This window comes from Streptomyces sp. NPDC050806 (assembly GCF_055586425.1).
Genome location: NZ_JBVJIF010000013.1, coordinates 102,761 through 121,032, shown reverse-complemented (window position 1 = coordinate 121,032; position 18,272 = coordinate 102,761). Strand labels below are relative to the sequence as shown.

At 72.1% G+C, this 18,272-nt stretch carries 15 protein-coding genes; 8 read left to right on the top strand and 7 right to left on the bottom strand.

Going from position 1 to position 18,272, the window contains the following annotated elements; genetic code table 11:
* The first annotated feature begins 109 nt into the window (after positions 1 to 109).
* Both ACZ6WH_RS35065 and ACZ6WH_RS35060 read left to right on the top strand, forming a co-directional pair.
* Positions 110 to 556, top strand: a complete 447-nt coding sequence (locus tag ACZ6WH_RS35065; protein WP_469733683.1) for a MarR family winged helix-turn-helix transcriptional regulator — start codon at positions 110 to 112, stop codon at positions 554 to 556.
* Between the two features lie 239 nt (positions 557 to 795).
* Positions 796 to 2,688 carry a PAS domain S-box protein gene (locus ACZ6WH_RS35060; RefSeq protein ID WP_469733681.1) on the top strand — a complete coding sequence of 631 codons (1,893 nt, stop codon included), beginning with the start codon at positions 796 to 798 and terminating at the stop codon, positions 2,686 to 2,688.
* On the opposite strand, the gene ACZ6WH_RS35055 is transcribed toward ACZ6WH_RS35060, so the two are convergent.
* On the bottom strand, positions 2,660 to 3,892 hold the full coding sequence (locus ACZ6WH_RS35055; RefSeq protein ID WP_469733679.1) for an FUSC family protein: 1,233 nt from the start codon (positions 3,890 to 3,892) through the stop codon (positions 2,660 to 2,662). The two genes, ACZ6WH_RS35060 and ACZ6WH_RS35055, sit on opposite strands and share 29 nt — an antisense overlap.
* 229 nt (positions 3,893 to 4,121) lie before the next feature.
* Here ACZ6WH_RS35055 and ACZ6WH_RS35050 point away from each other — a divergent pair, with 229 nt between their 5' ends.
* Positions 4,122 to 4,505 (top strand): hypothetical protein, encoded by a 384-nt coding sequence (locus ACZ6WH_RS35050; protein WP_469733678.1) that lies wholly within the window; start codon positions 4,122 to 4,124, stop codon positions 4,503 to 4,505.
* On the opposite strand, the gene ACZ6WH_RS35045 is transcribed toward ACZ6WH_RS35050, so the two are convergent.
* Positions 4,499 to 6,829 (bottom strand): GH92 family glycosyl hydrolase, encoded by a 2,331-nt coding sequence (locus ACZ6WH_RS35045; protein WP_469733676.1) that lies wholly within the window; start codon positions 6,827 to 6,829, stop codon positions 4,499 to 4,501. The two genes, ACZ6WH_RS35050 and ACZ6WH_RS35045, sit on opposite strands and share 7 nt — an antisense overlap.
* 342 nt (positions 6,830 to 7,171) lie before the next feature.
* Here ACZ6WH_RS35045 and ACZ6WH_RS35040 point away from each other — a divergent pair, with 342 nt between their 5' ends.
* Complete coding sequence (locus tag ACZ6WH_RS35040; protein ID WP_469733674.1) at positions 7,172 to 9,781, top strand: PA14 domain-containing protein; 2,610 nt, start codon at positions 7,172 to 7,174, stop codon at positions 9,779 to 9,781.
* A 131-nt stretch (positions 9,782 to 9,912) separates the two neighbouring features.
* Positions 9,913 to 10,929, top strand: a complete 1,017-nt coding sequence (locus ACZ6WH_RS35035; protein WP_469733672.1) for a LacI family DNA-binding transcriptional regulator — start codon at positions 9,913 to 9,915, stop codon at positions 10,927 to 10,929.
* Between the two features lie 41 nt (positions 10,930 to 10,970).
* On the opposite strand, the gene ACZ6WH_RS35030 is transcribed toward ACZ6WH_RS35035, so the two are convergent.
* From ACZ6WH_RS35030 to ACZ6WH_RS35015, 4 genes are all read right to left on the bottom strand, one after another.
* Complete coding sequence (locus ACZ6WH_RS35030) at positions 10,971 to 12,761, bottom strand: ABC transporter ATP-binding protein (RefSeq protein ID WP_469733670.1); 1,791 nt, start codon at positions 12,759 to 12,761, stop codon at positions 10,971 to 10,973.
* A 103-nt stretch (positions 12,762 to 12,864) separates the two neighbouring features.
* Positions 12,865 to 12,993, bottom strand: coding sequence for a hypothetical protein (locus ACZ6WH_RS35025; RefSeq protein ID WP_469733668.1), 129 nt, complete (start codon positions 12,991 to 12,993; stop codon positions 12,865 to 12,867).
* A gap of 62 nt (positions 12,994 to 13,055) precedes the next feature.
* Positions 13,056 to 13,199, bottom strand: coding sequence for a hypothetical protein (locus tag ACZ6WH_RS35020; protein WP_469733666.1), 144 nt, complete (start codon positions 13,197 to 13,199; stop codon positions 13,056 to 13,058).
* Positions 13,200 to 13,449: 250 nt separating this feature from the next.
* A complete protein-coding gene (locus ACZ6WH_RS35015) occupies positions 13,450 to 14,580 on the bottom strand; it encodes a PP2C family protein-serine/threonine phosphatase (protein WP_432851066.1) in 1,131 nt (376 codons plus the stop codon).
* 146 nt (positions 14,581 to 14,726) lie between these two features.
* On the opposite strand from ACZ6WH_RS35015, the gene ACZ6WH_RS35010 reads away from it, so the two are divergent.
* The gene (locus ACZ6WH_RS35010; RefSeq protein WP_469733664.1) at positions 14,727 to 15,698 is read left to right on the top strand and encodes an alpha/beta hydrolase; all 972 of its coding nucleotides are present in this window, start codon (positions 14,727 to 14,729) and stop codon (positions 15,696 to 15,698) included.
* A gap of 29 nt (positions 15,699 to 15,727) precedes the next feature.
* Here the strand turns inward: ACZ6WH_RS35010 and tatA are convergent, their stop codons facing one another.
* The gene (gene tatA, locus ACZ6WH_RS35005; RefSeq protein ID WP_432851062.1) at positions 15,728 to 15,946 is read right to left on the bottom strand and encodes a Sec-independent protein translocase subunit TatA; all 219 of its coding nucleotides are present in this window, start codon (positions 15,944 to 15,946) and stop codon (positions 15,728 to 15,730) included.
* Positions 15,947 to 16,105: 159 nt separating this feature from the next.
* Here tatA and ACZ6WH_RS35000 point away from each other — a divergent pair, with 159 nt between their 5' ends.
* Complete coding sequence (locus tag ACZ6WH_RS35000) at positions 16,106 to 17,674, top strand: LCP family protein (protein WP_469733661.1); 1,569 nt, start codon at positions 16,106 to 16,108, stop codon at positions 17,672 to 17,674.
* Between the two features lie 90 nt (positions 17,675 to 17,764).
* Positions 17,765 to 18,271 (top strand): GNAT family N-acetyltransferase, encoded by a 507-nt coding sequence (locus ACZ6WH_RS34995; RefSeq protein ID WP_469733659.1) that lies wholly within the window; start codon positions 17,765 to 17,767, stop codon positions 18,269 to 18,271.
* Position 18,272 lies beyond the last annotated feature (1 nt).

Sequence of the window (18,272 nt, the reverse complement as noted above, 5' to 3'; positions counted from 1 at the left end):
TCAGGCAGGCTGACAACCGTTGTGTCAGGTAGGCTGACATGCAAATCCGGGCCCTGGCAACCGGCCTCTCGGCGCCCGGCACGAGCCCGACAGGAGAAAGGGGGCGGACGTGACGGCGGCCCCCCACCGCAGCCTTCCGCAGCTGCTCGGCGACGCCCGGCGCTGGTTCGACGAGGGGCTGCTCGGGGCCATGGCCGCCGACGGCGCGACCCCGGTCTCCCTGCCCCAGCTCCAGCTCTTCGCCGTACTGGACGAGGCGGGCACCACGGTGGCCGAGCTGGCGCGGCGCATGGGCGTCACCCGGCAGACCGCCCACCAGGCCGTGCACGGGCTGGTCGACGCCGGGCTGCTGGAGCGGACCGCCCACCCCGCCTCCGCCCGGCAGCGCCTGATCCGGCGCACCCGGGCCGGCGCGCACGCGCACGAGCAGGCGGAGCGCGTCCTCGCACGGCTGGAGGGCCGCCTCGCCGAACGCATCGGCCGGGAGTCGGCCGACGCCCTGCGCGCGGCCCTCGAAGCCCCCTGGGGCGACCCGCCCGGCCCGGGTCCTGCGTAGGACGAAGACGTCCGGGGCCGGGCCCCGTGCCCGGCTCCCGGTGCCGGCTCCGGTACGGCGCCGGTTCCGGTGTCGGCTCCGGTACGGCGATGGGCCGTAGCCGTGAGGAAGTGGGCGCCGCTCTGTCAGTAGGCGTCAAGTAGCGACAAGCCGCGCTCCGCCGAGTCCGGGATGCTGCTATGTCAGGTATCCCGAGAAAGCAGGCAGCAGGACGCCTCATCTCGACCGAGGAGCCGATGATGCCGGGTGGGACGGTGGGGACCGCCGGGGGCGGGCAGGGACTCTTCCGGGGGCTCCTGGAGGCGGCGCCGGACGCGCTGGTGATCGTGGACGACGAGGGCATCATCCAGCTGGTGAGCGCCCGGATCGAAACGCTCTTCGGGTACGCGCGCGCCGAATTGCTGGGCCGGCCCGTCGAGACCCTGGTACCGGAGCAGTTTCGCTCCCGGCACTCCGTACACCGGCGTGGCTACGTGGGCAGTCAGGAAGTCCGCGCCATGGGCGCCGGGATGGAGGTGCACGGGCTGCACAAGAACGGCAGCCGGTTCCCCGTCGAAATCAGCCTCAGCCCCCTGGAGACCACCAACGGACTGCTCATCTCCGCCACCGTCCGGGACGTCAGCGAACGCAAGGCCGCCGAGGCGCGCATCAACGAACTCGCGGACCTCGTCGAGTCCTCGCACGACGCCATCCTCGCCAAGACCCCCGACGGCCACATCACCTACTGGAACGCCGCCGCCCAGCGGCTGTACGGCTACACCGCCGACGAGGTGATCGGCCGGCATGTGTCACTGCTCGTCACCGAGGACCGCAAGGGCGAGATCACCCAGATCCTGCAGCGGCTGCGCCGCGGCGAGAAGATCGAACACTTCGAGACCATCCGGGTCACCAAGAGTGGCCGCCTGCTGGACGTCGACGTGACCATCTGGCCGACCCGCGGCGCCGACGGCGCCGTCATCGGCGCCTGCGCCATCGCCCGGGACATCAGCGACCGCAAGCGGGCCGAGGAAGAACTGACCCGGCTCTACAAGCAGCAGCGCGACATCGCCCTGACCCTCCAGCACAGCCTCATGGGCACCCCGCCCGAAGTGCCCGAACTGGACACCGCGAGCCGCTACCTCCCGGCGACGCAGGGGGCCGGAGTGGGCGGCGACTGGTTCGACCTCGTACCGCTGGGCGCCGGGCAGGTCGGCGTGCTCATCGGCGACGTCATGGGCCGCGGGCTGGAGGCGGCCGCCGTGATGGGGCAACTGCGGTCCGCCGCCAACGCGCTGGCCAGAACGGGCATGGCGCCGGACCGGCTCATGCAGGTACTGGACACCGTCGTCGCCGACCTCCCCGGCCAGCTGGTCACCTGCTGCTACCTGGTCATCAGGCCGGACGCCGGGCAGCTGACCATCTGCTCGGCCGGACACCTCCCGGTCCTGCTGGCCGCGCCCGGCGAGGGGGTGCGCACGCTGCCGGCCCCGGTCAGCGTGCCGCTCGGCGTCGGCGGCATCCCGCACCAGCAGGCCGCCATCACCGCCCCGCCCGGCTCCGTCCTCGCCCTCTACACCGACGGTCTGATAGAGACCCCGGGCTGTGACATCGAGGACCGGCTGGCCGCCCTGCACGAGGAGTTCGCCACGGCCTTCAGCTCGGCGCACGATCTGGAGGCCGCCGCCGACCAGCTGCTCGGCGCGCTGCTGCCGGGCGCCAAGCCGGACGACGACGATGCCACGCTGCTGCTCCTCCGGTTCCCGGCCGCCCCGCTGGCCAGCGTCGTCACCGAGCTGCCCGCCACCGCCTCCGCTGTCCCCGACGGCCGCGCCTTCCTCGCCTCGGCCCTGGGCCGGTGGGGCCGCACCGAGGCGGCCGACGAGGCGTGCCTGCTCGTGTCCGAGCTCCTCACCAACGCGATCCGGCACGCGGAGGGGCCGCTCCTGCTGCGGCTGCGGATGAGCCGCTCCGAACTCACCGCTGAGGTCAGCGACCGCAGCTCCCGCCGGCCACGGCTCCGGCTCGCCGGCACGGACGAGGAGTCCGGACGGGGCCTCTTCCTCGTCGACGCCCTCGCCGACAGCTGGGGCACCCACCCGACGGACGACGGCAAGACCATCTGGTTCACCCTCCGGCTTCCGCGATGCCGTTGACGGGCGGGCCCGGCCGCCGGCCGCGTCGCAGGCCCCGCTTCCGCTCCTGCGGACCGCTGCCCTCGGGAAGGGGAAGCGAGGACAGCATCCGACGGGTCTCGGCCAGCAGTTCACTCATCGCGGCGGCGGACGGGCCGGTCCGATCGCCGAAGGCGTCCGCCAGGCCGTTGTAGAGCTGCCAGGCATCCCGCGCCGCCCGGTGCTGCCGCTCCCGTACCTGCGGCGTGTCCCCGGCCTCGTCGAACAGGTCGGCCTCGGCCGCGCAGGCCTCCGCCGTCCGCTCGGCCAGCTCCGCGTACCGGTCGAGGAACGCGGGCGTGGGACGGGCGAGATGACTCTCCTCGTCCACCGACCTGGCCAGGGCCCGGGTGATGACCGACAGGTGCTCGGCGATGCCGTGCCAGCGGGCGTCCTCCGACTCCGGCGGGGGATGCGGTCCGGTCCGCCGGAGGTTCCAGCCCGGGTTGAGCCGCAGGCTCTCGTCGGTCCACTGCCGCGCGTCGGCCAGCTCGCGCAGGATCGGCTGGAGGCGCCGCGCCCGGTCCCGCCACTCCTCGGCCTCGGCCGTGCCCCAGTCCTCCCGCAGCTTCCCGGACATCTGGCGCAGCAGATCGGCGCTGTCGCGCGGCAGGCGCTGCAACTGCTCACGGACGTTGCGCAGATGGACGGGCGGGAAGACGAACGCGTTCACGGTGATGCCGATGACGGCGCCGATGCAGGTCTCCAGCATCCGGTGGCCCACTTCGCTGAGCGAGTAGGCGCCGTACGTGATGACGAACAGCGCCGTCGTCGCCCCGTAGACGCCCTGCGCGCCGAAGCGGCGGTAGGTGCCCACCAGGGCCAGCACCGGCAGGGCGATCATCATGGCGCCCAGGGTGGAGCCGTTGGCCAGTGCCATGGCCAGGGACGCCCCCACGGCGCCGATGACGATCACGCAGATCTGCTGCAGCCCGGAGCGCAGCGAGCGGTAGACCGTGGCGTCGACCAGGGCGAGCGCCGTCCACGGCGCCATCAGCGCCAGCGGGGCCTTCAGCCACCACCCGGCCAGCGCCCACGCGGCGATCGCCGCCCCCGCCATCTTCAGCGCCTGCACCATCGCGTCGCGCTCCGGGCCCGAGGCGCGCAGCGCGAAGCGCACCGTACGCCCGACCGCGGCGACCTCCCGCCGCAGCCATCGCCACCCGGCGGCGATCCGTTCCCACACCGTCAACCGCTCCTCTTCCCGCTGTCCTGCGCACCGGCCGCACGTACGCCGCCCACCTGGAGGACAGGGGGCGGCACCGCACGGGTGCACACATTCCCGCCGAACAAACGGAAGCAAAGTGGCAAAGGATGCGCCGGGCGGGTGCCGGTTTCCGGGAGCGGCCCGGCGGCCGATCCGATCCGAGCCGATCCGGGCCGGACCGGGGTCGGCCCGAGTAAGATCTTTGGACATGTCGATCCCCGATGAGCTGCTCGTCGACATCGCCGCCAGGGTGGAGTCGGAGCAGAGCAATCAGATGTCCCTCACCGTGGTCGTCCGAGGTGCTGTCGTCACCGGCCGGCTGGCTCCCGAGAAGGTGTGGCGACAGCGCGTGGCCGAGGTGCTGGAGGAGTCGCAGCGCCTGGGCACCTTCGCCGCCCTCTTCAGTACGGAGGGCCACGGCTCCGGCGGGACCCCGCCCGACGGCGACGCGGCCCCCACCCACCTGCACTTCCACCTCGCGCGGATTCTGCAGGGCAGTGTCGGCATCCCGGAGACGGGGGGCATGTACCGCGTCGCCATCAAGGACGTGGGCGCCTGGACGGTGGGGGACTTCAGCTACTCCGATCACTGAGCCCGCGAGGGGGTGGCGGGCGGCGGCGCGTCGCCGTCGCCCGTGCCCCACGCGGACGGCTCCGGCCCGGTCGTGAAGGACAGCGTGCCGCCGCGGCGGATGTCGTCGGTCGTCAGCCAGGTACGGGACAGGCCGGCGCCGTCGAGCGAGGCCGACTGCACGTACCGGTCGGTGTCGCTCGTCCCGGCGGCGGTCACGGTGAAGCGGCCCCGCGGGTAGTACGCCCGGTCCAGGGTCAGCTCCACCTTGTCGAAGACCGGTGTGGACAGGCCCCAGGTGTCGGTCCCGGGGAAGACCGGGAACACGCCGACGGCCGAGAGCACCATCCAGGAGGACATGGTGCCCAGGTCGTCGTTGCCGGTGACGCCGTCCGGCCCGTCGGTGAAGAGACCGAGCGCCGCGTGCACCACGTCGGTGGTCTTCCACGGCGTGCCGGTGGACAGGTAGGTGTACGGCGCTATCAGGTCGGGCTCGTTCTGCGGGTTGTACTTGTCCGCGTTGTAGTAGTCGTACGGGCCGTTGACCCACACCTCGCGAGCCGTCTTCGCCGGGTCCTTCAGCAGCTGGTCGTGGGCGAAGAAGGAGTCGAGGCGCCGCTCGGTCGCGTCGCGGCCGCCGATCAGCGACATCATGCCCGGCAGGTCCTGCGGCACCAGCCACATGTACTGCCAGGACGTGCCCTCGTGGAAGCCGACGCTCTTGGCCGGGTCGGCGGGGCCGGTGAACCTCCCCGCGGCGTCACGGGCACGGAAGAAGCCGGTGTCCGGGTCGAAGACGTCACGGTAGTGCTGTGCGCGCTTCGCGTAGCGCGCGGCGTCCGCGGAGTGCCCCAGGTCCTTCGCCATCCCCGCCAGCGCGGCGTCGGCGAGCGCGTACTCCAAGGTGGCGGAGGCGCCGTGTTCGAAGTCGGAGTCGCCGGGCTTCTTCGGGTGGTCCGGCTGGTACGGCACGAAGCCGTTCTTCAGGTACTCCGCGTTGCCCATACGCGCGGAGTACGGCGAGTCGGCTGGCGGCACCCCGTCGGCGTTCTTCTTCAGCGCCCGGTACGCGGCCTCCTCGTGGCCCTTCAGCAGGCCCTGCCGGTAGGCGTTGGTGAGGAAGGGGGTGACCGGGTCGCCGGTCATGATGTTCGTCTCGGCCGTGCCGTAGCCCCACTTGGGCAGCCAGCCGCCCTGCGCGTCCACGTCCAGCAGCGACAGCGCCATGTCCCGGGACTCGCGCGGCGCGACCAGGGCGAGCAGCTGGGCCTGGGTGCGGTAGGTGTCCCACAGCGACCAGTTCTGGTAGTACGTGTGGCCCTTCGCGCGGTGCGCCTTGCGGTCCCAGCCGGTGTAGCGGCCGTCCACGTCCTGGCCGGTGTTGGGGTGCAGCAGCGCCCGGTAGAGCGAGGAGTAGAAGACCCGACGCTGTTCCTGGCTGCCGCCGCTCACCCGCACCTTGGCAAGCCGCTCCTGCCAGGCACGGCGCGCCGCGGCACGGGCCTCGTCGAACGAACCGCGGCCCTCGGCGGCGAGGTTGCGGGCCGCGCCCCGCTGGTCGACGTACGAGATCGCGGTGGTGGCCTCGACGTCCCGGTCGCCGCCGCGGGTGTCGAAGCGTACGTACGCGCCGCGCCGGCCGCCGCCCTCTGAGGACCGGCTGCCGGCCGTCACGGTGTCGCCGCTCCAGGTGCCGGCGGACGCGAAGGGCCGGTCGAAGCGGGTGATGGTGTACACCGTGTACGGCTCGGTGTCCTGGCAGAAGCCCCGGCCGGTGATGGCGGCGGCGACGGTGCGGTCGTCGAGGATCCGCACGCTGCTGTCGGTCACCTTGTGCAGGGCCTGCCCGGTGTTCAGCAGGACGTTGGCCTTGTCGGTGGCGGGGAAGGTGTAGCGCTGCTTGCCGGTGTGCCGGGTGGCGGTCAGCTCGGCGCCGGTCCCGCCGTACCCGTCGAGCGTGACCCGGTACGAGCCGGGGCTCGCGCTCTCCTTCTCGTGGTCGAAGGGCGCGGCGTAGGCCGCGTTGTCGGTGCTGGTGATGTCCCCGGTGGTGGGCATGACGGGCAGGTCGCCGCCCAGGCCGCAGCCGACGCCGGAGAGGTGCACGGCGGAGAAGCCGCGGATGCTCTTCTCGTCCCAGTCGTAGCCGGTGCTGTGCCCGGTGTCCGGCGAGAGCTGGACCATGCCGAACGGGACGGCGGCGCCGGGGAAGGTGTTGCCCTCGTTACGGGTGCCGATGAACGGGTTGACCAGGCCGGTGAGGTCCTCGGCCGCACCGGGCGGGGCTTGGGGTGCCGCGGTGGCGGGCGGCGTGGCGCACAGAAGGCCCGCGCAGAGCACCGTCACGAGCGGTCCGGCGAGGCGCCGAACGCGTGGGGCACGTATCACTTACAGCCTCCGAACGAGGGCGGACAACGTTGTCAGGAACGGCCTTTACAGCGTTGTCATGCCCACCGTCGATGTCAATACCGCGGACCCCGCCGGCGCCCGTGTCTCACCCGGCCGGACGTGCACCGGCACCATGTGACGCGGTTTCATCCCACCCGCACCGACCGGCCGTTGTGCCGACGGGACCCTGGACACCCCTTATGAGGCTGTGCTGTCATTCCGACGGCCCCCTCTTCCAACGTTGTACAAGCTCGGTGACGAGCTGGTCCCTTTCTCGGCTCTCTCGGCAATGGAGGAACCATGCGCACCAGACGCCTGGGCAGACAGCTGGCGTTACTGCTCACCACGGCCCTCGGCGTCACCGGCCTCGCCGCGGTCCCGTCCGCGTCGGCCGCCGGAGACCCGGCCGAACCCCAAGGCCTCAAGGGCGAGTACTTCACCCAGTCCGCGCCCGGAGCCTTCGACTTCCACGAGCTGAAGGCCACCGGCTTCGACCCGGCCGTCGACTTCGACAACCTGGAGCCCCGGCTCCAGTCCGCCACCGGGCAGGCCGACGACGTCAGCATCCGGTGGACCGGCAAGGTGGTCCCCGAGAAGACCGGCCCCACCACCTTCTCGATCACCGGCGACAACGGCTTCCGGCTGTGGGTGGACGGCAAGCTCGCCATCGACCACTGGACCGACGACTGGGACAAGGAACAGACCTCCCAGCCGGTCGAGTTGACCGCGGGCAAGGCCTACGACATCAAGGTCGAGTACTTCGAGCACTACGGCGGGTCCAACCTCCACCTGCGGTGGACCGAGCCCGGCCAGGCCAAGGAGGCCATCCCCTCCTCGGCGTTCCGCCTGCCGGACGGCTACGAGTACAACGGCGCGCTCTCCGCCGACGTGCTGAAGGACGGCCGCACGCTGCGGCTCGACTTCGCCCAGCCGCTCGACCGGACCCCGGCCGGCCTCACCGACCACCTGCGGGCCGTCATCGGCGGCGCCGAATGGCCGCTGGGCACGGTGAAGGCCGACCCGGCCGACCCCACGGCCCTGCTGGTCGGCCTCAAGGAGCCGGTCGTCGGCAAGAAGGGCGGCGGCGCGCGCGGTCTCGCCGACGTCCGCTACGACGGCGAGGGCGGCCTGGACGGCCTGGACGGCACGGCCGTCGGCGCGTTCTGGGCGAGCGGCCCGAACCACTCCGAGTACGAGCTGCGCACCAAGTGGGCGGACAAGGTGGGGCCGGGCAACGCCCTTCCCGAGTACCCGCGCCCCCAGCTCACCCGCGACAAGTGGCAGAACCTCAACGGCCGGTGGGAGTTCCAGGCCGCCGAGTCCGGTGAACAGCCGCCGGTCGGCGAGCGGCTCGACGAGAAGATCCTCGTGCCCTACCCGGTCGAGTCCCAGCTCTCCGGCATCGAACGCCACGAGGACCGGATGTGGTACCGCCGCACCTTCACCGTCCCCAGGAACTGGGACGTCGGCGACGGCAAGCGGCTGCGCCTGAACTTCGGCGCCGTCGACTGGCAGTCCGAGGTGTACGTCAACGGCAAGCAGGTCGCCGCGCACAAGGGCGGTTACGACAAGTTCAGCGCCGATGTCACCGACGCGCTGAAGCCCGGCCGCACCCAGGAGCTGATCGTCGGCGTCTACGACCCGACCGACGCCAAGGACGGCGAGAACCCGCCGGTCGGCAAGCAGCGGCTGGACCCCAGCGGCATCTGGTACACCCCGTCCTCCGGCATCTGGCAGACGGTGTGGATGGAGCCCGTCGCAGCCGACCACGCCGACTCCCTCAAGACCGTCCCGGACGTCAAGAACGGGCAGGTCACCGTCGAGCCGAAGGGTGTGCGCGACGGCGTGCCGGTCACTGCCGCCGCGTACGCGGGCAAGAAGAAGGTCGCCGAGGTGAGCGGCCGGACCGGTACGCCGCTCAAGCTGAAGATCACCAAGCCGCACCTGTGGTCGCCGGACGACCCGTTCCTCTACGACCTGAAGGTCAAGGTCGGCAGTGACCGGGTCGGCAGCTACTTCGGCATGCGTTCCATCGGCGTGGAGAAGGTCAACGGCACCCCGCGCACCGTCCTCAACGGCCAGCCCACCTTCCTGATGGCCACGCTCGACCAGGGCTTCTGGCCCGACGGCCTGCACACCGCGCCCACCGATGAAGCGCTCGCCCACGACCTGAAGATGCACAAGGCGATGGGCTTCAACTCGGTGCGCAAGCACATCAAGGTGGAGCCCGACCGCTGGTTCTACTGGGCCGACAAGCTGGGCCTGATGGTCTGGCAGGACATGCCCGCCATGACCGCGGGCGTGAACCCGGACGCCGCCTCCCGCGCCGAGTACGAGCGGGAGATGAAGGAGATGATCGACGAGCACATCAGCAGCCCGTCGGTCGTCATGTGGGTCACCTTCAACGAGGGCTGGGGCCAGTACGACATCGGCCGCGTCGCCGAGCAGGCCAAGTCCTGGGACCCGACGCGCCTGGTGAACAACCAGTCGGGCCTCAACCTCGGGGCCGACGGCAACGCCGGCGACATCATGGACGAGCACGGCTACCCGAGCCCGGCCCTGCCGCCGCACCCCGACGGCGAACGCGCCCTGGTCGCCGGCGAGTACGGTGGTCTCGGGCTCGCGGTGCCGGGTCACGCCTGGTCGGTTCAGCAGTCCTACGTGGACGTCGACCCCACGACGTACACCGACGACTACCTGACCAAGCTCGACGAGGTGCACAAGCTCGCCTGCAAGGGCGGCAACGGCGCCGTCTACACGCAGATCTCGGACGTCGAGGGCGAGCTCAACGGCCTGCTGACGTACGACCGCAAGGTCGTCAAGCCCGATGTGAAGCGGCTGAAGGCGGCCCACGAGGCGCTGATCCGCGACGCGTCGCAGGCCGTCCCGGCGGGCTGCCCGGCGTCCTGATCCACCGGCGTCACCCGGCGACCGCGGCCCACGGTGCTCCGGCCCGTCCTCCGTACAGCAGAATCGGGGGGGGCGGGCCGGGGGACCGGGCCGCGGTCCACCTCTTGCCACCTGTCGCCGGAAGGAAACTCGTGCGGGTCAGCCTCAAGGACGTCGCCGCGCATGCGGGCGTGTCGATCAAGACCGTCTCCAACGTGGTGAACAACTACCGGCACGTCACTCCGGAGATGCGCGACCGCGTGCAGCGGGCCATCGACGAGCTGGGTTACCGGCCCAACCTGACCGCACGCCATCTGCGCAAAGGGCGCACCGGCATGATCGCCCTCGCGCTGCCCGAACTGGGCAACCCCTACTTCGCGGAGCTCGCCGCCGCGGTCATCGACGCGGCGGCCGAGCACGACTACATCGTGCTCCTGGACCACACCGGCGGCCGGCGCGCACAAGAGGTCCTGGTCAGCCAGGGGTTCCGGGCCCGGGTGATCGACGGCCTGATCCTCAGCCCCATCGAGCTGGAGGCGGAGGACCTCCGCGACCGGACCGAGAACGTTCCGCTCGTCCTCCTCGGCGAGCGCCACTACGACCTGCCGTACGACCACATCGCCATCGACAACGTCGCCGCCGCGCGGCTCGCCGTCCGCCATCTGACCGGGCTGGGGCGGCGCGAGGTGGCCTTCATCGGCGCCCGCCGCGGCAACAGCCGGCCGGCCGAACTGCGCGTACGGGGCTGGCGCGAGGAGCTGACCGCCGCCGGCCTGTCCTCCGACGAGGGGCTGGTCGCCACCACCGACGGCTGGGGGCACGCGGACGGCGCGGCGGCCATGCACCGAATCCTGGAGACCGGACGGCGCCCGGACGCCGTCTTCGCGTACAACGACCCGGTGGCGATCGGCGCGATGCGTGCCCTGTCCGAGCACGGTCTGCGGGTGCCCGAGGACGTCGCCGTGGTGGGCTTCGACGATGTGGAGGAGGGCCGGTTCGGCACGGTCACCCTCACCTCCGTCTCCCCGGACAAGGAGGCCATCGCCCGGCTCGCGGTGCAGTCGGTCCTGGCCCGGCTGAGCGGCGAGGCGCCCGAGCCCCGGCGCGTATGGGCGGACTACCGGCTGATCGAGCGCGAGAGCACGCTGGGGCGTCCGGCGCCCCGCTGAAGTCCGCCGCCCCCGCTGAACGGGCCGCGGCCGCCGCACCGTCAGACATGGAGCGAGAGGGTGTCGTCCGCCGACCGCCCGGTGACGACGGCCGCCGGGAGCGGCGCCGCCAGCCGTGCGTACGTGCCGCCGCGGCTCAGCAGCTCCGCGTGGGTACCGGTCTCCACCAGTCGGCCGCCGTCGATGACGAGGACGCGGTCCGCGTGCGGCGCCAGGCTCAGGTCGTGTGTGATCAGGATGGTCGTACGGCCGGCCCGCAGCCGCCGCAGCGGCTGCGTCACCTGACGCGCGGCCGGACCGTCGAGCCCTGCCGTCGGTTCGTCGAGGACCAGCACCGGAGCCCGGCGGAGCAGCGCGCGGGCGAGGGCGACGCGCTGGAGCTGGCCGCCGGAGAGCGCCGCCGTCCCGGGGGCGACGGCGGTGTCGTAGCCGTCCGGCAGTGCGGTGATGAAGTCGTGCGCCGCCGCCTCCCGTGCCGCGTCCTCGATCTCCCGGTCGGACGCGCCGGGGCGGCCGCATGCGATGTTCTCGCGGATCGTGCCGCGCAGCACCAGCGTGTGCTGCGGCAGCAGCGCCACGTTCTCCCGCAGGAACTCCACCGGCAGGTCCGTGAGCGGCACACCGTCCAGGCACACCGTGCCCGCCGTCGGGTCGTAGAACCGCGTCAGCAGCTTGGAGAGGGTGGACTTCCCGGCGCCGCTGGGGCCCGTGACCACGATCAGCTCGTCCGGACCGGCGGAGAGGGTGACCTCCCGCAGCGACTCGCCCGCCGCGCCCGGATACCGGAAGGACACGTCCTGGAAGCTGACGCGGCCGCGTACGGGCGGGCCGGCCGCCGGCCGGGACGGCTCGGCGGGGTCCGCCACCGCCGGCCGCTCGTCGAGGATCTCGCCCAGCCGCTCCGCGCCCGCCGTCGCGGCGGTGAGGGTGAGGCCGAGCTGTCCGAGGCTGCGGATCGGCGGGTACAGGTAGCCGATGAAGGCCGCGAAGGCCAGCAACTGGCCGAGCGACATGCGGTCCTGGGAGATCTCCCAGGCGCCCAGGCCGATCACCGCGAGCACGCACAGCGTCTCGACGACCTCGACGAACTGCTCGTACATCTCGCTCGCCCGCGCCCCGCGCACGGAGGCCCGCATCCAGGCGCGCGCCTCGCGGTGCAGCCGCCGCTCCTCGGCGCTCCGGCGGTTGTACGCCTGGGTGAGGACGATATTGCCGAGGGACTCCTCGACGACCGAGGTGATGGCGCCGTCGGCGACCCGCTCGTCCTGCGCGGCCTCCTTGATCCGGCCGGCGAACCGGCGGGCCGCGACGAGGAAGAGGGGCGCGAGGACGAAGGTGGCGAGCGCGAGGTCCCAGCGCAGCCAGAAGGCGGCGCCCGCGTAGAGCACCGCCGAGAACACGGCGGAGACGGTGCCGACCACGCCCGAGACGACCATCTGCTCGATGGCCTCGACGTCCCCGGTCAGCCGCTCCACCAGATCGCCCTGGCGGTGCCGCTGGAAGAAGTCCGGCGGCAGGTCCTGGACGTGCCGGAACACGCTTGCGCGCAGCCGCAGGACGAAGCGCTCCGCGGTCCACACGGCGAGCGAGTTGCCCAGGTAGCCGACGAGCGCGCCGACCACCGCGACGCCGAGCCAGGCCCCGGCCGGGCCCCAGAACGCGGCGAGTGAACCGGCCTTGAGCGCTTCGTCGGTGAGTTGCGCGAAGAGCAGGATCGACGCGGTCTCGGCGAGGGCCGCCACGATCACGCACGCGACGACCAGCGCCAGCCGGCCGCGGTCGCCACGGGTCAGCGGCCAGAAGCGCGCGAACGCCTCTTTTACTCCGCGCATGTCCAACTCCTTCTCGGTCGTGGGGCAGCGGTCTCCTGCACTGCCGGGCAGGGCCGGGCGGGGCCCGCCGGTGCGTTCCGGCGGGCCCCGCCCATGCGTTCCGTCAGCGGCCCTGGCGGCTCACCGGCCGACGCTTCGGCGCGCCCTTCTTCCGCGCCGGCTTCGCGTGATGCTTCGGCGCCGGGGCGTGCTTGCGGGCCTTCTTGACGGGGGCGATCTTGTGGAAGCTCATGTCGGTGTCCTTTTCCGCTCGTGTGGTGGGTGTGACGGGGGCTGCCGCTCCGGGCGCCGGGGTCAGCCGCGGCGCTGGGCGCCAACGGGCCGCCGGGGCGCGCGGTGCGCCGGCGCGGCCTTCTTGGCCGGGCGGCCGTGCTGCTGCTTCGGCGCCGGCGCGTGCTTGCGGGTCTTCTTCACCGGGGCGATCTTGTGGAAGCTCATGGTGTTTCCCTTCTGTATTTCCTTTGCCGTAAGCGCCGTTCGCTTTCGACATGGAAAACATTACGGGATTCCGCGGCCGGAAAAAGCCTTTTCTTCTTAGGGTTCCATGAATTGCGCGTGAGGTAATTTCTCAGGATTGCCAGGGAACTGCGGGGATGCTCACACAGAATTTATTACGCCACTCACCCATAATTTACCGAGGTAATTGACAGGAAATGTGGCAGCCGGGGAGACGGTGCTCGCGGGCCCCTTACGGACCGACGGGCTCCCGGGCGAGCAGGTCCTCCTGCGTCCGGGGGCGGTGCAGGACCAGGAGGGCCTGGTCGTCCTGGGGAGCGCTGCCGCTGTGCCGGCTCACGTCGCGGGCCAGGAAGTCCAGGACGGCCGACGGCTCCGGCGGATAGCCGGTCTGGCGCAGGTAGGACCGCACCATGGCGGGGACGCGGTCCGCCGGGTCGTAGAAGACGCCGGCCCGGTCGCGGGCCTCGGTGACGCCGTCGGTGAAGCACAGCAGCATCGCCCCGGGCGGAAAGTCGTACGTCTCCACCGGCGATCGCCACGTTCCCAGGGCGGTGATGCCCAGCGGCGGTGCTTCTTCCGCCGGCTCCAGCACGCGCGCCTGCCCGTCCGCCTCCAGCAGCAGGGGAGCGGGGTGGCCGCGGTTGACCAGCTGCACCCGGTCCAGGTCCGCGGTGAACTGGACGATCAGGGCGGTGGTGAACCCCTCCGTCTCGTCCAGCCCCTCCCTCCGGTGCCCCTCGCGCAGCAGCGCCTCCTCCATGCACTGCACCAGTTCGGGCAGGTCGGCCGAGTGGTCGGCGGCGTACCGGAACGCGCCGATGTCGATGCTCACCGCGGTCACGGCGGACAGCCCCTTGCCGCGCACGTCGCCGACCATGGCCCGGACCCCGTAGGGCGTGTCCTGTACAACGAACAGGTCGCCGCCGATCAGCGCCATGTCCTCGGCCGGTACGTAGCGGGCGGCGATCCGCAGGGCGCCCAGCCGGCTCGGGGGCCTGGGCAGCACCGCGCGCTGTGCCACCTCCGCCGCGTACCGCGCCCGGCTCGCGCTGACGTGCTGGGAGTGCAGGGAGCGGTTCAGTCCGATGGCCAGTGCGGTGACGGCCGCAAGAGTGACCTGGTTGGCGACGCCGCGCTGCCAGTCGAGGGTGTCGCTCGCGTAGGCCAGCGCCGCGTGCACCGCCATCGCCACGAGGCCGGTGCCCAGGATGCCGCACGGCCGGAGGAGCGTCACCGCCGTCACCGGCGCCACGGCCAGCAGGGGAGCGGACGACACGGAGGGAGGCGTCAGCAGGTCCACCACCGCGGCGAGCACGATCACCAGGGCGGGGATCCACCGACGTATGCGTGACCAGGTCATGAACTCCCTCACCTGGCCATTTTGCCCTCCCGGCCCGCGCCCGGCAGCTCACGGCGCGGCGACGGACCGGTCACCGTATTCTTTCCTCGGTAACGTGTGTCACCGGAGAACTGTTGTTCCCCCGCATCTCACGAGAAAGGCTCGTGATGCCGCTGCACACCGCGATCGCCTCGAAGCTGCACCTGCTGGAAGACCTGCCCAAAGGTTTCGACGGCCCCTTGACCCCGGAGCAGGAAGCGCGGCTCGCGCAGTTCCACGAAGCGCACGGCTACGCGCCGCCCGCGGCGGAAGTGGAGCCGGTCGCCCTTCCCGGACGGCACGGGGAAGTGCCGGCGCGCGTCTATTCCGCTGCCGGTTCCACCCCCGCTGCCGACCGCTGCTTCGTCTGGGTGCACGGGGGCGGCTGGGTGTTCGGCGACCTCGACATGGCCGAGGCCGACTGGACGGCACGCGAGATCGTGGCGCGGAGCGGCGCAACGGTGGTGAGCATCGACTACCGCAAGGCCGTCGACGGCACCGCCTTCCCGGTACCGCTGGACGACGTCGCCGACGCGCTCGCCTGGGTACGGGACCATCGCCGCGAGCTCGGCGCGGGGACCGCGGACGCGGCGCTGTCCGTCGGCGGGGCCAGCGCCGGAGCCAACCTCGTCGCCGGTGCCGTGCTCCGGCTGCGGGACGAGTCGGGGTGGGTCCCCGCGCACGTGGTCCTCGCCTATCCGGCCGTCCACGCGGTACTCCCGGCGCCGCCCCCGCGGCTCACCGAGTTGATGGCCGGTGTCCCGAGCGCCGCCAGGCTCCTGGCGGACTTCGCGCGGGTCTTCGAGAACTACCTCGGCGGTTCGCTCAGCACCGCCGACGGATACGCGGCGCCGGCCCTGGCGGACCTTCAGGACTTTCCGCCCACCACCGTCCTGAACGCGGAGTACGACGACCTCCGGCCGTCCGGCGAGGCCTTCACCGCCGCACTGGCCACGGCCGGCGCCGACGTCTGCCAGGTACTCGTACGCGGCACCCTGCACGGCTTCCTGACCCGCCCCGGCACCGAGGAACCCACGGACCTCGCACTGGACGTCATGGCGCACCACCTGACGACGGACCGGACACACCGCCCCCGCTGAGGCCCGGCCCGGGTCAGGCAGCGGCCCGGTCAGGGGCTGCCGTCGGGCCGTTCCCGCGCAGGCACCGGCGGTGCGGACGGCGCGGACGGTGCGTCGTCCGTCTTCATCGCCTTGGCCTCGCTCTTGAGGATGCGCAGTGACTTCCCCAAGGAGCGGGCGGTGTCGGGGAGTTTCCTGGCGCCGAACAGCAGGATGAACATCACTGCCACGATCAGCAGATGCCACGGCTCCAGCCCGTTGCGCAACATTCCGCTCACCTTCCTCGTGTCGACGGCGGGCCCGCCCCGGGTGTGCCCCTGGGGAAGCGCCCGTTCTTTTAGTTGCTACATTGCGCAACTGTACAACTGTTGGTGGGTCGGCCGTGCCGTTCGCCCCGCCGCGGGAACCTGACGGGTGAGGGCGCAGACATGACGACAAGCCATCGGACGGCAGCACCGCGCCACGGTGGCGCACGGTCCGCGGCCCGTAGCCGGCGGCGGAAGCGCGGCTGGGCGCGGTGCACGCTCGTCATCGCGCTGTCCCTGCTGGTGCTCGCAGCGGCCGGGGTGGGCTGGCTCTACATCGAGCTCGGCGGCGACATCTCCGCCTTTGATGCGGACGGGCTGTCCAGCGACCGGCCGGACGCGTCGTCCAAGGGGCAGAACGTCCTGGTCATCGGCTCGGACGCGCGGACCGGCAACAACCAGGAACTGGGCGGCGGGCGGAAGGGGGACATCGGCCGGTCCGACACGGCCTTCCTCCTGCACGTGTACGCCGACCACCGGCACGCCCTCGCGGTGTCAATCCCGCGCGACGCGCTCGTGGACATACCGGCCTGCCGGCTGCCGGACGGATCGTGGACGGCACCGCGGCACGACGCCATGTTCAACTCGGCGTTCTCCGTCGGCGAGACCGCGCAGGGCAACCCCGCGTGCACCCAGAACACCGTCGAGAAGCTCACCGGCGTGCGCGTCGACCACACCGTCGTCGTCGACTTCCAGGGCTTCGCCGAGCTGACGGAGGTCGTCGGCGGGGTGCGGGTGTGTCTGCCGCAGGACGTGTACGAGAAGGACCTCGACCCGCATCGCACCGACCGGGGCAGGCGGATCTTCGCCAAGGGCGAGCAGGACGTCTCCGGGCAGCGGGCGCTGGACTACGTACGCCTGCGGCACGGCATCGGTGACGGCTCCGACATCGGCCGCATCAAACGGCAACAGGCGTTCGTCGCCGCCCTCCTCAAGAAGGTGAAGAGCGACGGGCTCACCCCCGGCAGGCTGCTGCCGCTCACGGATGCCGCCATCGGGGCGATGACCGTCGACCCGGGCCTGGACTCGGCCGACAAGCTGCTCTCCTTCGTACTCTCGCTGAAGGACATCGACCTGCGGAACACGAAGTTCGTCACGGTGCCCTGGCGGTACGAGGGCGCCCGGGTGGCGATCGTCGAGCCGGACGCGGACGCGCTGTGGGCGGCGCTCCGGGAGGACCGGACGATCGACGGCGAGGACGCCGGCGGCAAGGGCGGTGCGGGAGGCAAGGGCGGAGCCAAGGACGAGACCGGGGGAGCGGGCAGGAGCACAGGGTCCCCGTCGCCCTCGCCCTCGCCGGAATCGGTGTCCGGTGAGGGCGTCGAGGTGGCCGTGTACAACGGCACCACCGTCACCGGCCTGGCCGCCCAGGGCGCGCAGGCGCTGAAGGACCACGGGTTCACCGTCACCGGCACCGCCACCGCGAGCAGCCAGGACCTGGCCGCCACCCGCATCCGGTACGGACCCGGCGAGGAGGACCACGCCCGCACCGTCGCGCGCCTCTTCCCCGGCGCGGAACTCCGCTCCGGAAGCGCACCGGGCATCAGTGTGACCCTGGGCCGGTCGTACGCGGACGACCCGTCCGCCGCCTCCGGCGGTTCTTCCGACGTGCCCGCGAAGGTGCCGTCCGAGGTGGCCGACGACGCCCGCTCGGCCGCCGACTCGCCCTGCTCCCGGCTCTCCTACGGCTGAGCCGGGGGAGCGGCGGAGCTCCCGAAGGTGTACCCGGGGGGGGGCCGCCCCGACCACCGCACGCCGGGGCAGCCGCAGCACAATGGGCCCATGCGTATCCGAGCGGCCCGGGCCGACGAACTGGCCCGCCTCCAGGACATCGAGAGAGCCGCCGGGCGGTGCTTCCGCGACATCGGCATGCCGGAGATCGCCGACGACGCACCGCCCCCGCTCGCCGTACTCGGCCGCCACCAGCGGGCGGGCCTGGCCTGGGTCGCCGCCGAGGGGACCGGCACCCCGGTCGGCTATCTCATCGCCTCGCACGTCGACGGCAACCTGCACGTCGACCAGGTCTCGGTGCACCCGGACAGCGCGCGCCAAGGCATCGGACGCGCCCTGCTCGACCGCCTCACGGAGCACGCGGTGGAGCGTGAGGTGCCCGCCCTGACCCTCACCGCCTTCGCCGACGTCCCGTGGAACGCGCCGTACTACGCGCGCTGCGGCTTCCGCGTCCTCTACGGTGCCGAGACCGGTGCCGGACTGCGGGAAATCCGGCGCCAGGAAGCCGCCCAGGGCCTGGACCGGTGGCCGCGTGTCTGCATGCGCAGAGACGTCTGAA